This window comes from Streptomyces sp. NBC_00996, assembly GCF_045162675.1.
In the GTDB taxonomy this organism is placed as follows: domain Bacteria; phylum Actinomycetota; class Actinomycetes; order Streptomycetales; family Streptomycetaceae; genus Streptomyces.
This window is the reverse complement of record NZ_CP108723.1, coordinates 8,792,179-8,807,175: the sequence shown is the minus strand read 5'-3', so window position 1 is coordinate 8,807,175 and position 14,997 is coordinate 8,792,179. Positions and strand designations below refer to the sequence as shown.

General features: G+C 71.9%; 12 protein-coding genes and 1 riboswitch. Of the genes, 5 read left to right on the top strand and 7 right to left on the bottom strand.

Going from position 1 to position 14,997, the window contains the following annotated elements:
- Nucleotides 1-2 precede the first annotated feature (2 nt).
- From OG390_RS40935 to OG390_RS40915, 5 genes are all read left to right on the top strand, one after another.
- Nucleotides 3-1,283, top strand: a complete 1,281-nt coding sequence (locus OG390_RS40935) for an MFS transporter (RefSeq protein ID WP_406175044.1) — start codon at nt 3-5, stop codon at nt 1,281-1,283.
- On the top strand, nt 1,280-4,285 hold the full coding sequence (locus tag OG390_RS40930) for a type I polyketide synthase (protein ID WP_406175042.1): 3,006 nt from the start codon (nt 1,280-1,282) through the stop codon (nt 4,283-4,285). Before OG390_RS40935 ends, OG390_RS40930 begins: the two co-directional genes overlap by 4 nt.
- Nucleotides 4,282-5,049, top strand: a complete 768-nt coding sequence (locus OG390_RS40925) for a thioesterase II family protein (protein WP_406175040.1) — start codon at nt 4,282-4,284, stop codon at nt 5,047-5,049. The genes OG390_RS40930 and OG390_RS40925 overlap by 4 nt, the downstream gene beginning before the upstream one ends.
- Nucleotides 5,050-5,069: 20 nt before the next feature.
- A riboswitch (ZMP/ZTP riboswitch) is annotated at nt 5,070-5,154 on the top strand.
- Between the two features lie 132 nt (nt 5,155-5,286).
- Nucleotides 5,287-5,496: a hypothetical protein gene (locus tag OG390_RS40920; RefSeq protein ID WP_406175039.1), complete on the top strand. Its 210-nt coding sequence runs from the start codon at nt 5,287-5,289 to the stop codon at nt 5,494-5,496.
- A gap of 746 nt (nt 5,497-6,242) precedes the next feature.
- The gene (locus OG390_RS40915; protein WP_406175037.1) at nt 6,243-8,762 is read left to right on the top strand and encodes a SpoIIE family protein phosphatase; all 2,520 of its coding nucleotides are present in this window, start codon (nt 6,243-6,245) and stop codon (nt 8,760-8,762) included.
- Between the two features lie 182 nt (nt 8,763-8,944).
- Here OG390_RS40915 and OG390_RS40910 read toward each other — a convergent pair whose 3' ends face one another.
- Genes OG390_RS40910 through OG390_RS40880 form a run of 7 tightly spaced genes read right to left on the bottom strand, consistent with a single transcriptional unit; the run spans nt 8,945 to nt 14,995 of the window.
- The gene (locus OG390_RS40910; RefSeq protein WP_406175036.1) at nt 8,945-10,444 is read right to left on the bottom strand and encodes a carboxylesterase/lipase family protein; all 1,500 of its coding nucleotides are present in this window, start codon (nt 10,442-10,444) and stop codon (nt 8,945-8,947) included.
- Nucleotides 10,441-11,466 carry an ACP S-malonyltransferase gene (locus OG390_RS40905; protein ID WP_406175035.1) on the bottom strand — a complete coding sequence of 342 codons (1,026 nt, stop codon included), beginning with the start codon at nt 11,464-11,466 and terminating at the stop codon, nt 10,441-10,443. Before OG390_RS40905 ends, OG390_RS40910 begins: the two co-directional genes overlap by 4 nt.
- Nucleotides 11,463-12,137: a malonate decarboxylase holo-ACP synthase gene (locus OG390_RS40900; protein ID WP_406175033.1), complete on the bottom strand. Its 675-nt coding sequence runs from the start codon at nt 12,135-12,137 to the stop codon at nt 11,463-11,465. The genes OG390_RS40905 and OG390_RS40900 overlap by 4 nt, the downstream gene beginning before the upstream one ends.
- Complete coding sequence (mdcE, locus tag OG390_RS40895) at nt 12,134-12,982, bottom strand: biotin-independent malonate decarboxylase subunit gamma (RefSeq protein ID WP_406175031.1); 849 nt, start codon at nt 12,980-12,982, stop codon at nt 12,134-12,136. The genes OG390_RS40900 and mdcE overlap by 4 nt, the downstream gene beginning before the upstream one ends.
- Complete coding sequence (locus OG390_RS40890; protein WP_406175029.1) at nt 12,979-13,839, bottom strand: biotin-independent malonate decarboxylase subunit beta; 861 nt, start codon at nt 13,837-13,839, stop codon at nt 12,979-12,981. The genes mdcE and OG390_RS40890 overlap by 4 nt, the downstream gene beginning before the upstream one ends.
- Nucleotides 13,836-14,132: a malonate decarboxylase acyl carrier protein gene (gene mdcC / locus OG390_RS40885; RefSeq protein WP_406175027.1), complete on the bottom strand. Its 297-nt coding sequence runs from the start codon at nt 14,130-14,132 to the stop codon at nt 13,836-13,838. The genes OG390_RS40890 and mdcC overlap by 4 nt, the downstream gene beginning before the upstream one ends.
- Nucleotides 14,129-14,995, bottom strand: coding sequence for a triphosphoribosyl-dephospho-CoA synthase (locus tag OG390_RS40880; protein WP_406175026.1), 867 nt, complete (start codon nt 14,993-14,995; stop codon nt 14,129-14,131). Before OG390_RS40880 ends, mdcC begins: the two co-directional genes overlap by 4 nt.
- Nucleotides 14,996-14,997: the final 2 nt, after the last annotated feature.

Here is a 14,997-nt window from a genome sequence, read left to right as displayed (position 1 = left end):
CCATGGCGAACGAAACCACGCCGGTCACCCCGGCCGGGCCCACCCTCGGCATCCGGCATCACCGCACGCTGCGCGTGCTTCTGGCCGGCGAGACGATCTCGATGCTCGGCACCCAGCTCAGCGCCGTCGCGATGCCCTGGCTGGTGTTACAGCTGACGGGCTCCGCCGGGGACATGGGGCTGGTGATGGCGTCCCAACTCGCGGCCATCGCGGTGTTCGGCTTCTTCGGCGCCTCCTGGACCGGGCGGCTCGGACCGCGCGCCGTCATGCTGGTGGGGGACACCGTCCGCGCCCCGCTCGTCGCGCTGCTGCCGACGTTGTACGTCCTCGACTGCCTGAACACGGCCACGTTCGTGGTGGTGATGTTCGCGATCGGCGCCTTCTATGCGCCGTACACCGCGAGCCAGCAGGCAATCCTTCCGGGCGTCGTCGGTGAGGACGAGCAACTGCTGGGCCGGGCCAACGCCGCCCTGCAGAGCGCTACCCGGCTCAGCGTGCTGCTGGGCCCGGTGCTCGGCGGTGTGCTCATATCGCTGCTCGGCGCGCCCCCCGTCCTGCTCGTGGACGCGGTCTCCTTCGCGTGCTCGGCCGTACTGCTCCGACTGTGCCTGCCGCACACGCCACGCGCCGCCGCCGGGCCGGGGCGCCGCTCCCCCGCGGCCGGATTTCGGCTGCTGATGCGGGACCGGCTGCTCGGCACCTGGTCGGTGGCACTGGCGCTCGGGGAGATGGCCTGGCAGGCGCTGTTCGCCCTGCTGCCGGTGATCGCGGTCGCACGGGAGGGCGGTTCCTCCGTGGTCGCGGGCGGTCTGCTGACCGCCTTCGGCGGCGGCGCGCTGACGGGCACTCTGCTGGCCGGACGACTGCTGCGTCGGTTCCCCGCCCGCGCCCTCGGCCTCACCGGCCGGGTGGCACTGGGCGTGGGCTTCCTGGCGCTGCCTCTGCCGCTCGGTCTGACGGGCCTGTTCATCCTGCTGGTGTGCGTCGGCTTCCTGAACGGTGTCTCCTCCGCACCGGTCACCACCGTCCGGGTGCTACGCATCCCCAAGGCCCAGCGGTCCGAGGCGCTCACCGTCGCCACCGCGCTGGCCCTGATCGGCGGGACGGCGGGCTGGGCGCTGTCCGGCACGGTCGCCCAGAAGGCGGGACTGGCCCCCGCCTTCTGGGGGCTGGCCGCCCTGCAGCTCGCGGCCGCCGCCCTGTTCGTCCTCGGTGCCCTGGGCACCGCCTCCCCGGCGCCCGCCGCGTCCTCCCTCACGAACCCCGCCAAGGATTCCCGATGACGTACGACCAGCAGGAAGCTCCAGAACACCTCGTCGCGGTGGTGGGCATGGCCGGCCGGTTCCCCGGCGCCCCGGACGTGGAGCGTTTCTGGGAAAACCTTTGCGCCGGCCGGGAGACGATCTCCGTGCTGCCCGACCGCGCCGACCCCGCGCACCCCGACTACGTCCCGGCCTACGGGGTGCTGGAGCGGCCCGGCGCGTTCGACGCGGCCTACTTCGGCCTGTCGGCCCATGACGCGCTCATCACCGACCCGCAACAGCGGCTGCTGCTGGAGTGCGCTCACGAGGCGCTGGAGCGGGCGGGGCACGGCGGCGAGGACCGCCCGGTTACCGGTGTCTTCGTCGGGGCCGGGAACAACGGGTACGCCGAGGCCGTGCGAGCCAGCATCGACGAACTGCCCTTCCTCGACGAGTGGCGGCTGCGGCAGGCCACCGCCCCCGACTTCGTCAGCACCCGCATCGCCTACCACCTGGACCTGACCGGGCCGGCCCTGACGGTGCAGACGGCGTGCTCGACCTCCCTGGTGGCGGTGCACCTCGCGGCGCAGGCGCTACTGAACGGCGAGTGCGATCTCGCGCTCGCCGGGGGTGCGAGCGTCGTCCCGCACCTGCCCCGCCTGCGCTACACCCCCGGGGGCATCGTCGCGGCCGACGGGCACTGCCGCGTGTTCGACGCCGACAGCGACGGTACGGTCGCCGCGAGCGCGGTGGGCGTCGTCGTGCTACGGCCACTGTCGGACGCTCTGGCCGACGGTGACCACGTGCACGCGGTCATCCGCGGTTCAGCGGTGAACAACGACGGGCGGCACAAGGCGGGCTTCACCGCGCCGAGCGTGGCGGGGCAGGCCGAGGTGATCCGTCTCGCGCACGAGGCCGCCGGAGTCGACCCGGACCAGGTCGGCTACGTGGAGGCGCACGGCACCGGCACCGCGCTCGGCGATCCCATCGAAGTGGCCGCGCTGTCGCAGGCCTTCGGGTCCGGCGCCGGCCGCACCGGACCCTGCGTGCTCGGCTCGGTGAAGTCGAACATCGGACACACCGACTCGGCGGCCGGCGTGACCGGCTTCATCAAGGCGGTCCTCACCGTGGAGCACGGCGTCGTGCCGGCCACGCTGCACTACCGCAAGCCGAACCCCGCCATCGACTTCTCCTCCGCTGTCTTCGAAGTGAGCGGCCACGCTCGCGCTTGGCCGACGGAGGGCCCGCGAATCGCCGGCGTCAACGCGCTCGGCGTCGGCGGGACCAACGCGCACGTGGTGCTGGAACAGGCGCCGCCGGCCGTGCCGTCCGAGCCGGTCGGCCGGCGGCAACTGCTGGTCGTCTCCGGCCGTACTCCGGAGGCGGCCGACGCCGCAGCGGGCTGGCTTGCCGACCACTTGGCCGCGCATCCCGAGACGCATCCGGCCGACGCAGCCTGGACCCTCCAGGCCGGCCGCACACACCACACGCACCGTAGGTTCGTGGTCGCCGAGGGTACGTCGGCGGCGGTGTCCGTGCTCCGCGGCGCGCCCCGGGCCACCGGGCGCGGCGCCCTGTCCGACGCCGAGTTGGTCTTCCTTTTCCCCGGCCAGGGCGGCCAGCACGTCGGCATGACCGCCGAGTTGTACGACGGCGAGAGCGAGTTCCGGCGGCACATGGACGAGGTGGCCGAGGCGGTGGCGGGCCCTCTCGGCCGGGACCTGCGGGAGGTGCTGTATCCCGCTACGGAGGCGGAACGGCGGGCCGCGGCAGAGCAGTTGGCGACCATCGCCGTCGGTCAGCCCGCGGTGTTCGCAGTGCAGTACGCCACCGCCGGTCTGCTGTCGTCGTGGGGTCTGCGGCCGAGCGCCGTCGCCGGACACAGTCTCGGCGCGTACGCCGCGGCCTGCGCGGCCGGGGTGTTCTCACCGGTCGACGCGGCACGCCTGGTGGCCGAACGGGGCCTGCTCCTCGGCACCGTTCCCGCCGGGGCGATGGCCGCCGTGCGCCTGCCCGAAGAGGACGTGGTGCCGATGCTGCCGGGTGACATCACGATCGGTGCGGTGAACGGGCCGGGACAGTGCACCGTGACCGGTCCGGCCACGTCCGTGGCCCGGTGGGCGGAGGAACTCACCGGGCGCGGCGTCGAGGCGCGGGTGCTGCGGATCGCCGCGGCGGGACACTCGTCGCTCGTCGAGCCGATCGCCCGCCACTTGGCCGGGGCGGTCAGGGCTGTGCCACGGGAGCGGCCCGGCGTACCGGTACTCTCGGACACGACCGGGTCGTGGGCAGACGCCGACGATGTCCGCTCCGCGGAGTACTGGGTACGGCACCTGCGTCGGCCCGTACGTTTCGGCGAGGCGCTGGACACCCTGTTCGGCACCCCGGACCGGGTGCTGGTCGAGGTGGGCCCCGGCCGTACCCTCGCCACCCTGGCCCGTCAGCATCCGAACCACGACAGCAAGCAGGCCGTCGTGCACCTCGCGCCGCATCCGGCGGAGGAGGCGTCGGAGACGGCGACCCTCCTCGCCGGTGTGGGCGAGCTGTGGGCACGCGGCGCGCGAGTGGACTTCGCCGCGCTTCAGGGCCGTCGGCCCCGGCGCCGGGTGGCGCTGCCCACCTATCCGTTCGAGCGCCGCGACCACCTGGTGCCGGCACCGCCCGAGGCCGGCACCGCCGCGGCACCGACACCGCGGGCCTCGGGCATGCCCTTCCCCGCCCCCGCCGCACCAGTGCCGCGAGCGGTCACCGGCGCGGGGGCACCGGGCGCGCCGGCAGCGGACCGCCCGCCCGTGCTGTCCGCCCTGCTCGGCGCGTTCACCCAGGCCCTCGGCTACCCCGACATCGACCCGCACGACGGTCTCTTCGACCTCGGCGGGGACTCGCTGACCGCCACGAAGCTCGCGGCCTGGGCCGCCGCCTCGTTCCACGTCACCGTCAACGCCGCCGACGTCCTGCGCTCCCAGACCCCGGCGGCCCTCGCCGCGCTGCTCGACGAGCGTGGGGCGAGGGCCGATTCCGCCGAGGAGGTTCCCACTCCGTGACCACTCCCCTGTCCTCCGCCCCACCACCCGGCGCCGCCGCTCGGCGCAGCCCCTGGCTGACCGGCCGCCCACCTGCCCAGCCTCCGCGACGCCACCTGTACTGCTTCCCCCACTCGGGTGGGCTTCCCGGTGAATACGTGCGCTGGGGGCTGCAGCTGCCGGGCACCCAGGTCTACGGGATCTGCCCGCCGGGACGCGGCGGCCGGACCCATGAGCGCCCGGTGACCGACCTCGGCACGCTGGTACGGGAGTTGCTGGCAGAGACGGAGTTCGTCCCGCCGTACGATCTCTTCGGGCACAGCCTCGGCGCGCTGGTCGTCTACGAGGTCACGCGAGAACTCGCCGCCCGAGGCCGCCCGTTGCCCGAGCGTCTCATCGTGTCGGCGTTTCCCGCGCCGCATCTACCGCGCCCCGTCACGGGACTGGCCGACAGGCCTGACGAGGAGCTGGTCGCGGCCCTGCATGAGCGCTACGGCGGCATTCCGCCACAACTGGCTGCGGACACCGAACTGATGGCAGTGCTGCTCCCCGTGTTCCGCACCGACTTCACCTTGCTGGACGGCTATTCGCACCAGCCGGGCGAACCGCTTCCGGTGCCCCTGGAGGTGGTGGGCGGGGGCACCGACGTCGTCACCGCCGACCAGCTCGGGCAGTGGGAGCAACACAGCACCGGGACCGTGCGGGTGCACCGGTTCGAAGGCGGTCATTTCTACTTCCGCGAGGAACCGACGCCGCTTCTGAACGTATTGGCGCGGCGCACCTGACACCGCCCGACCGTGGCGAGGCTGTGGGCCGTGACTGGCGCTGAGTGGAGCACCACCGGGGAGCGGTCCGACGAGACGTCGTTGCCGTGCGCCTGGACGAGTGGTCAGCAACGCCTGGGGGCAACGATGTCCGCGACTCGGGCGGGCCGCTCGCGACTGGACAGCTGAGCCGAGGGCGGCTGCGGGTCGTCAGCTGCCCGTGCGGCGCGGAGCGGCTCACGCGGATCGGACGGGATCATGTTCACGCCGGTCGCGGCACAGCTGAGCACCAGCAGCCGGTCCCCCCTCGCTGCCGACGGCCGGGGCGGGGGCTGGCGCGTCCTGCTGGTAGAAGGCGGGGATGTGGGCGGCGACCCGACACGCGATCTCCATCAACTGCCGGTGCCGAGCCGCCAGGCGCAGGAGTGTCTCGGCGCCCCCGAAGGTGACGCGCGCTGGAGCGGGTAGGAGTAGAACTGCCGCGGCAGGGCCAGGGCGGCGGCGCCGTGGTGCAGGTTGGCCGCACCAGGGCGCGGTAGGCGATCCGGGTCGCCTCGACCCGGCCCAGCGTGGTGGCCAGCAGCCGGCGGTGGCTCCGTACGGCCCGAGGGCGCACCACCGCGTCGCTGCCGGTGACCACCTCCACGGAAACGCACCCGATGGCAGGACAGACCCGGAGCATTCTTAGTATGCGATCAACCTGCCTCCGCAGGTGACTCAGAGCAGCAAGATGGAAACCGACCGCGACCGTCATGTCCGTAATCGGCTTATTCTCTCCCGTTTTCAGCCTGTATGTTGGTTCTATTCCGTCCGTGGCGGAGGTAGGTGAGGGTATGGGCCCGCGCCGGGAAGATTCTCGACCGGCCGCCGCACCAGGCGGGGTCTCGGAGACGCCATCGTCGGTCACGGAACGTCTTCGCACCCTCGCAGCCGTCGGCGAAGGCCTCAGTGCCCCGGAATCCCTGCGGCTCGGCCTCGACCAGGCTGTGGTCGCTCTCCATGGGCTGGGGGGGCTGGTGCATCAGGGCGTCCCGGGGAGCCCTGTGCTGCACCTGACGGCGCACACTGGCCTGCGCGCTGCGCTGCTCGAGGCATGGCAGGAGGTCGCACTGGAGGCTGCCGTGTCACCCGCCCGTGCCGTATGTGAGGACACCGTAGTGTGGACCGGCCCGTTTGCCCCCGGGTTCCGGCACCTTCCTACCGGGATCGGACTGGTGTCGGTCCCGCTGCCCGGCCCCAATGGGCCCCTGGGCGCCCTCACCGTCCTGACGACCACAGCGGGCGACCTTCAGGCGGAGGTTCAGCAGCTGCTCGATGCCGTGGCCCGGTGGACCGCGGAACGACTGCGGTTCCGCGACCCCCGGCGGCTCTCAGCCCCTGGGCCGCAGTGGCAGTCCGGCACCCAACTGCAGGAGGCTCTCGATGAAGCCGGAATCGGTACATGGGAGTGGGACCTGCGCACGGGGGCGGTGGTCTGGGACGAACGGTCCGCGCGCATCCTCGGTATCGCCCCGGAGATCTTCGACGGGCGGATCGACACCTGGGTGAGTCTGGTCGACCCGGACGACCTGCCGCAGGTCTTGGCGTACACCGAGGACGCGATCCGCGCCGCCGACCAGGCATACGGCGTCCAGTACCGCATACACCGACCCGACCGGGCCGTCCGATGGGTGCAGGCCCGTGGCCGAGTAGTCGTCGACCAACACCGGAACAAGTGCAGGCTGACCGGCACCTTGCAGGTCATCAGCGATGTCCGTAGCGGACCAGCCCCTGTCGGCCAGGGCCTGACTCAGGTGAGTGACGCGGTTCTGGACATCGACGGCCAGGGGCGAATCACTTCCATCAACAGCGAGGGAGAGTGCCTCCTCGGTTCCGCGGACCGGCTCGTGGGCCACGTGCTGTGGGAGGCGGCTCCTGCCGTCCCAAAGCTCGGTCTGGAGGGCCCCTGCCGTCGAGCCGGCACCAGCGGTCAACCAGTCGACTTCGAGGCGCGATGGCCTGCCGACCAGCGGTGGTTCCGCCTTCGAGTGGTCCCCGCGCCCGGCGGCCTCCGAGTGTATTTCACCGATATCACCAACGGTCGGCGGGTGGAAGCGCAGCAGGCTGCCGCCGTGGAGCGCACGGTTCGGATCGCAGACCTTACTCACGCCCTCGCGGCGGCGGTCACCGGGCAGGACGTCATTGATGCCGTCACGGATCATGTGCGGACACTGTTCGACGCAGCAGGTGTCACCGTTTGGGCCCGGGAAGGCAAGGACTTCGTCCTGTTGAGCGCCGTGGGATTCTCGGAGGAATTCCTGGAGCTGATCAGCACATTCTCCGTGCAGAGCAACCTTCCGGCCTACCAGGCCCTGCAAAACGGTGTGCCGGTCTGTGTCTCCTCGGCGCAGGAGTACATCCGCGGCTATCCCCGTCTGTCGGAACTCCCTACCCGAGGCGGCAGGGAGGCCTGGGCATACCTGCCGTTGGTCACCTCCGGGCGAACGGTCGGTGTCCTCTGCATCTCCTACGCGCGGCCGCACACCTTCAGCAGTGATGAGCGCACTCTCTTCACCGCGCTGAGCGGGCTGGTGGCTCAGGCCCTGGAGCGGGGCCGACTGTATGACGCCGAGCGCCGCCGAGCCCATGAGCTCCAGCGCGGTCTGCTCCCCCACGACCTGCCGGTCCTGCCCGCCGTCACCGCTGCCGCCCGCTATCTGCCCGCCGGCGGGGGAATAGAGGTCGGCGGCGACTGGTACGACGTCATTTCGCTGTCCGGGGACCGGGTGGCCCTGGTCGTCGGGGACGTCATGGGCCACGGCCTGTCCGAAGCCGTCACCATGGGGCGGCTGCGCACCGCGGTGCACACGCTCGCCGACCTCGAACTGCCGGCGGACGAGATGTTCTTCCACCTCAATGACCTGGTCTCCGCTCTCGGCGACGACTTCTACGCCACCTGCCTGTACGCCGTGTACGACCCCACCAGCGGCAACTGCTCCATACTCACAGCCGGGCACCCACCGCCTGCCGTGGTCCACCCGGACGGAGGCGTCCACTTCCCCGATCTCCCGCTCAACCCGCCGCTCGGCGCGGCGAGCCCACCCTTCGACTCGGGATCGCTGGAACTTCCCCCGGGCAGTCTGCTGGTGCTCTACACCGACGGCTTGGTCGAGTCGCCGCAGCGCGACGTGGACGTGGGCATGGCTCTCATGGCCCGGCATCTCGGCACCGTCCCGGTCCGCGCAGCGCAGGCCAGGCCGTCGGCCGCACAGCTCGACGCAATGTGCGACTCACTCATCGGCGCCGTACTGCCCCCCGAGCATCAAGCCATTGACGACGCTGCCCTGCTGATCGCCAGCGTCCATCCGTTTGCCTGCGAGGACATCGCATGCTGGCCGCTGCCCGCGGACCCCAAGGCCGCCGGCCAGGCCCGCGGGTATGTCCGCGCGCAGCTTTCCCGGTGGGACCTGGAGGAGCTGCAAATGACCACCGAACTCCTGGTCAGCGAGCTTGTGGGCAATGTGGTGCGCCACGCGGGCGGTCCGGCCACCCTGCGCCTGCTGCGCAGCCGGACACTCATCTGCGAGGTCAGCGACGGAAGTCCCACCATGCCCCAGATCCGCCGTGCGGCCGACACCGACGAGGGCGGCCGGGGACTCCAGTTGATTGCCGCGCTTGCCGAACGCTGGGGTGCCCGCTACACCCCCGCTGGTAAATGCATCTGGGCCGAACAGTCGTTGGCCGCCGCCCCGTAGTGCCGGGCCCGTTGGACTGCCATCGCGCACGAGCGACAGCCATTTCGGCCCTATCGCCGCAGAACCCCTTCACGTGGGGTACGCGGATACTGGTGGGTGCCGAAGACCGGATAGCGTCTGACCGCGGCTACGACATCCGGATGGGCGGGAAGCTCACGTCTCCGACACCGGACGCCCCGTGGTCAGCCCTGCGGCCACCAGGTGCCAGGGATCCACTCCTGGTCGGCCCACAGGGGGGCGTACTGCGGTACGGCGCCGTCGAGGGTGATGTGAGGGGCGGTGCCGAGAACCATCGTGGCCCGGGTGACTCTGTCGTACTCAGGCCAAGCCGGCAGGTGTGGGGAGTAGGGCACGGCACGGTAACGGAAAGCCGTCCAAGCGTCCAGGATGCCGCGGCACAACGCGGCCACTCCGGGGTCGCCGCTGTCCTCGAGCAGCCCCCACGCGTAAGGTATGTCGGTGCCGTGGAACATCCGGAACTCTGACGGCTGCCCCGGCGCGGGGCCGGTGAATCGGTAGTGCCAGACGGGAGCATGCCGGGACTGGGCGTCGGCGATCTGCAGGGTGGGGGCACCGTAGCGTTCGTCGGACATGAACATCCGGTCGGTCTCCTCCCGCGTGGCATTCGGGTAGAGCGCGGCGTACATGGCTGCCGCGTGGTCGGCATCAGGGCCGAAGATCTCCTGCCGGACGGCTGCGGTGTATTCCCTGGCGGTCGGGTCCATCAGGTGGTAACCCCCGGCCTCATTGCCCGTGGAGCCGATCAGCAGTGGGATGCCTGCGGCCCGGCCGAGGCTGAGGGCGCGGGTGGGGCGCTGGGGAAGCAGACCGCCGTCGATGGTCGGCCGCCAGGTCCAGGTGGCCCGTGTGCCCTCGCTCAGGGCGAGTTGGGCGGCCAGGAGTTCCGTGGCGGGCACGTCGCGCAGACATCCGAGGTCGCCATCCGACAGGCCGAGCAGTCCGGTGAAGCGCCGGGCGAGGTCGGCGGTGGTGTCTGGCTCGGCGACGTGGTCCCCGCCGCTTTGCACGATGGCGCCGTGGAACAGGCCCTTGGCTGCGGGAGTGGCCATCAGATTGACCACGCTCTTGCCCCCCGCGGAAACGCCGTGGACGGTGACGTTCCCGGGGTCGCCGCCGAATGCGGGGATGTTTTCGCGGACCCAGCGCAGGGCGGCGATCTGATCGCGCAGGGTGTTGTTGGCGGCGCAGTTCTCCTGCCGCCCCAGGAGCGCGGCGAGGTTCAGCATCCCCAGCGCACCGAGACGGTAGTTGAACGTGACGACCACCACGCCTCGCCGGGCCACCGCGGCGCCGTCGCCGAAGTGTTCCGGGCCGGACCCGACGACGTACCCTCCGCCGTGGATCCATACCTGCACCGGCAGCCGCGAGCCTCCCGGAACGTCGGGTGTACACACGTTGAGGTAGAGGCAGTCCTCGTCCATCGGGGTGTCGGCGTCGGCGCCCTCGCCGTATCCGAGGTTCAGGGCTTGCGACGGCTGTTGCGGGGCGCGATTGCCGAACCGGCCGCCGTCCCGTATGCCCTGCCAGGGGGTTTCGCGCTGCGGGGCGGCCCAGCGCAGGTCGCCAACCGGAGGGCGTGCGTAGGGGATGCCGCGCCAGGCGCGTACGCCGTCGAAGGAGATGCCCCTTACGACGCCCGAGCGGGTATGTACAACAGTCATAGCGGCTCCTGGTGGTGCGGGTAAGGGGAGAACGAGCAGGGGGCGGATAAAGGGCCGACCGGTAACTTGAAGCGCCGTATCAGAACAGCTGCCGAATCCAGGTCTCGTCCCACGGCGTAGGAACGTGCGTGGGGGAAGGCGGCGTCGGCCAGGGCGGTCAGCGTGCCGGCGGGCATGAGTTCGGTGAAGAGGGTCACCCCGCGCTCGTAGAGCCCGGTGGTCGCGTCGTACCAGCGGACCGGCCGGGCGACGCCCTGCGCCAGGTCTGCTGCCATCCGTTGGGGGTCACGGGTGGGTCGGCCGTCGATGTTGGTCACCCAGGCGCACTGCGGTCGACGCAGCCGCCCGGCTCGGGCCAAATCGGCGAGGTGGTCGGTGAGCGGTGCGACGACGCCGTCGAGAAGTGAGCAGTGGGCGGGTATCGGTACGTGGAGGCTGTTGATGCGTGCCGCCCCGCGCTCACGGCACAGCGCCGCCACCCGGTCCAGGCCGGAGATATTGCCTGAGACGGCGGCCTGGTCCGGGGCGTTGACGTTGGATGCGTACACCGTCAGACCCTCGGCGCGCGCCTGGGCTGCGCACCTCTCGACCTGCGCCTGTGACAGTCCGCCGATCGCGACCATGCCGTATTCGTCGCCGGGGACCGCGGCGGACATGAGGGCGGCGCGCAGCCGTACCAGGTCCAGAGCGTCGGTGAGGTCCAGAGCGCCAGCCGCGACCGCTGCTGTGACCGCGCCCACGGAGTGCCCGGCGACCCAGTCGGGACGGCACCCCCTGGCCGCCAACCCGCGTGCGCCGGCTGTTCCCGCGATGAGGAGGGCGAGCTGGATCGCCGTGGTGTCCGTGCGCATCGGTGCCTCGGAGTCGAAGGCGTTCGGTCCGTCGTCGCCCGGGCCGACAGGGCGCCCCAGGAAGGCCGCTGCGTCGCTGAGCGTGCGGTACGTCTCAAAGCCAGGTGGGAGGTCGTGCAGCATGCCCGTGCGCTGCGCCCCCTGGCCGGGGAAGAGGAAGGCGACGGTCACTGCGCACCCGCTTTCGGCTGCCACGGATCGGTGACCAGGCGCGGGCCTGTGGTACCCCGGAGCATCACCTGGCCGCGGGCCTCGGCGTACTCGGTGAGCGCGATGGCGCCGCGGTTGGTCTCCAGCAAGGCGTCGACGCGCACCGGAAGGGCGGCGAGGGCGTCGGCGAGGCCTCGGGCCCGTTCCCGAGCGACGGGTTTCGGTACGCGCAAGGCCAGGTCGAGGTCGCTGGCCCAGTGGGCCGTGGGTGCGCCGGTGGCCAACTCGTAGCCCACCGCGCCGACCGGCCCCCAGGTGACGGCGAAGCCTCGGAGTACGGCGGCGGCCGCGGGCAGTGCGCTCAGGGCAGGGATGCCGAGGACGCGGCCCTGGTCCAAACCGGCCAGCCGGTCCGGCAGGGACTCCGGCGTATGCACCCGTACGACGGCGGTCTGGGGCACGTAGGCAGCCAAACGCTGGGCCCTTGTGGCGCCTCTGACCCCTACGGGCAGCCAAGTCTGCCCAGGGACCCGGAAAGTCGGGGCTCGCCGCACGACCACCCACGGGTAGGTGCGCAGTACTTGAGACGCCCAGTCCGGCGGAATTTCGGGCCCGGCGGGCTCGGTCCGGAGCGTGCTGTGAGGGTCCCGCAGTTCCAGCAGGTCGTGGACGCGCGGTGCCAGCTCGCTCATGGTCGTGCGTGCCAGGCTGCGGCGAGCCTGCGTCGGACCTCGATGGAGGCGGCCCGCCGGCGTGCGGCCTCTGGCGAGCGAAGCCGGTCGGAGAGGTCGCCGTGGCCGTTGAGGGCGGCGGTCACCGCGTCCGCCAGAGCCACCCCGGCGGTGCGGGCGTCCTCGGGCGTGGGCTCGTCGGCGGATTGGACGGCGACGAGACGATGGACGGCGCCGAGTGTGGCGAACGTGGCGCCGTCGTAGGCGGTGGCCGGGACCGTCCGGGCGACGGCATCGAGTTCGGCAGCCGTACGGCGGGTGATGCGGGCCGCAGACTCCTTGGACATGACCTGCACCATGACGTCCGGATCATCGAGGGCGACGATCCGGTGGGCCTGCAGTCCGTGGGCAAGGAAAGCGCCGGAGATCGCGCGCCCGACGACGAAGGCGATGACCGGGTGACCTGCCAGTCGCGCCGCGCTGTAGGCGTCCACGGCAGCGGCCAGCGCCTGGTGGATGCCGAACAGTTCCTCGCGGTGGCCGTATGCCTGGCCCGGTACGTCGACCACGGCGACGACGGCCCGCTTCACTGCGGCGTGAGCGTCCGCGGCCACGGCCTCGCGGACGGCGGCGGCCAGCGCCCAGCCCTCGTCGAGGCCGACCTCGCCCAGTCGGGCGCGCGGCCACCGGCTCGCCGGATCCGGGACGACGGCCAGGAACCGGGCCGGGCGTCCCAGCAGTGGCGCATCGGCGACCGCGAGTGAGCGAACCGGTCCAGGTCGGCCGGGGAACGCCGAGTCCCCGGGCTCTGTCCCGGTCAGCGCTTCGAACCAGACGGCCGCGCGCCCCTGCCCTGCCTGGCTCATGCCCCTTCCCCCTCGTCGTCGCCCCACAGGACCCGCAGCGTCGGGCCGTCGGGCGGTCGTCGGGGATCGAGCGCGGCCAGCCGGGCGCGGTAGTCGTCGATGCGGGCGCTGCGGCAGGGGACATCGGCGATCGGGCCGGCTCGGAAGATCTCGCGGAGGGCCCTTCGGACGGCCTCGATGTCGTCGGGGACCAGGACGTCGGCAAGGCCGACGGCGACGCGCTGTTCTCCTCCGACGGTCCGCCAGATCTCGGCGCGGTCGGCGGAGTCGAGCTCGGCGATGCCGGCTTCCTGCTCGATGACCTCGGGCCCGTTGAGTCCGAGGCGGGCCTGCGGCGTGAGGACCAGGTGGCTGCACAGCCCCGCGGCGATGCCCATGCCGCCGAAGCAGCCGATCATGCCGGTGCACACGCCGACCACGGGTACATGGCGGCGCAGTGCGGCAATGGCGGCGTGGATCTCGGCGATGGCCAGCAGACCGAGGTTGGCCTCCTGGAGGCGAATGCCGCCGGTCTCGAGGAAGAGCACCGGGCGGATGGGGAGCCCGGCTTCAGCCTCGCGGAGAGCGAGTTCGAGGGCACCGGCGATCTTCGCGCCGCCGACCTCTCCGACACCGCCGCCCTGGAAGGCCCCCTCAATGGCGAGGACGACGGCGCTCACGCTGTCGATGGAACCCCGGGCGACCACCACGCCGTCGTCGGACTGGGGGGTGATGTCCTGTGGCGCCAAGTGCGGGGAGATCATGTTCTGGAACGGGTCGACCAGTTCGCGGAAGGTGCCGTCGTCCAGGACGCAGGAGGCGCGCTCGCGTGCGGTGAGTTCGGTGACCGGGACTCGCGTGATCGGGACGGGACTCACGAGATGACCTCCTTCAACTGCGCCAGGCGAAGCGCCACCATGCCGGGCGTGGCACCGCCATCACGGATGACGAGGTCGACGGCCAGGGGATTGGCCTTGAAGAAGCGCGCCAGCACGTTGTTCCAGACCGGTGCGAAGCCTTCGACGCTGGTCTGCACTCGGACCGTGGCCTCCGGAACATCCCGGGGGACCGCGAGGATTTCCAGGTCTCCGGAGGCGGCCACGCCGACCCGGCCCCGGCGGCTCGGCCCGACCGCGGCGTAGAAGGTGTACTCCAGGTTCTCCACAGTCATGTCTCCAGGAGGTCGAGGAAGAGCGCAGCCGCCAACAGGTCTGCGGAGCCGCCTGGGGACAGTCGTCCGCGAGCCAGCTCGGTGTCGAGGCAGTTCAGCAGCGCTGTCCCGGCTGCGGTGGCGCAGCCGCCGGCGGCGATCACCCGTGAGGCGCCGAGTTGCACCCTGCGCAGACCGGCAGGTCCGCCCCGGTGCAGGAGGCAGGTGTCCTCCAGGCTGGCCATGAGCGCCATGAGCGCGTCGAGCTGGGCCCGATCCTCCCCAGCCCCGCGTGCTCGGGCCGCGGCCAGAGCGGGCAGCGCCACACGGACGACGTGCGGGAAGCCCGCCGCCGCCTGCCCGCGGGCTCCGTGCGCCCCGTACCGGGCGCGCACCACCGCGCCGTGGCCGGACAGTGCCTCGGGTGGGCAGGCGCGGTCCGGGAACCGGGCGATGCGCCCGGCGGTGCCACTGACCGCCGCCGCGCCCGATCCCGCAGGGAGCATGGCGGCCGCGGCCACGAGCAGGCCCAAGGTCCACACGGCCCCTCGATGGGTGTTGACTCCCCCCGTTGCGGCGAGCATGTCCTGCTCGGCGCGACGTCCCGCAGCCGCCAGTTCCTCGCGCAGTTCCAGGCAGGGGTGCCGGTGACGCGTCGCGAGTGCGGCCATATGGCCGAAACCCGGCCGCAGCCGGTAAGCGGATCGCAGCATCAGCGACACATCCATGTCGGTGTGCGCGCCCTGCCCACGACGGTCCACCAGCCCCGGTTTGGGGGTGAGTTCGGCCTCCCCGACGAGAGCGTGCACGGCCATGTCGGCCAGCCGGTCCGGGTTGGGGGCAGACCCGGCAGAGAGCGGCTTGCGGCTGCTGGTGACGGTCACGG

What these genes read in the sequence shown, in the direction of transcription:
- OG390_RS40930 (WP_406175042.1), top strand. Translation starts at nt 1,280, where the DNA reads ATGACGTACGACCAGCAGGAAGCTCCAGAACACCTCGTCGCGGTGGTG.
- mdcC (WP_406175027.1), bottom strand. Translation starts at nt 14,132, where the DNA reads ATGACTGTGGAGAACCTGGAGTACACCTTCTACGCCGCGGTCGGGCCG.
- mdcE (WP_406175031.1), bottom strand. Translation starts at nt 12,982, where the DNA reads ATGAGCCAGGCAGGGCAGGGGCGCGCGGCCGTCTGGTTCGAAGCGCTG.
- OG390_RS40935 (WP_406175044.1), top strand. Translation starts at nt 3, where the DNA reads ATGGCGAACGAAACCACGCCGGTCACCCCGGCCGGGCCCACCCTCGGC.
- OG390_RS40920 (WP_406175039.1), top strand. Translation starts at nt 5,287, where the DNA reads ATGTTCACGCCGGTCGCGGCACAGCTGAGCACCAGCAGCCGGTCCCCC.
- OG390_RS40900 (WP_406175033.1), bottom strand. Translation starts at nt 12,137, where the DNA reads ATGAGCGAGCTGGCACCGCGCGTCCACGACCTGCTGGAACTGCGGGAC.
- OG390_RS40910 (WP_406175036.1), bottom strand. Translation starts at nt 10,444, where the DNA reads ATGACTGTTGTACATACCCGCTCGGGCGTCGTAAGGGGCATCTCCTTC.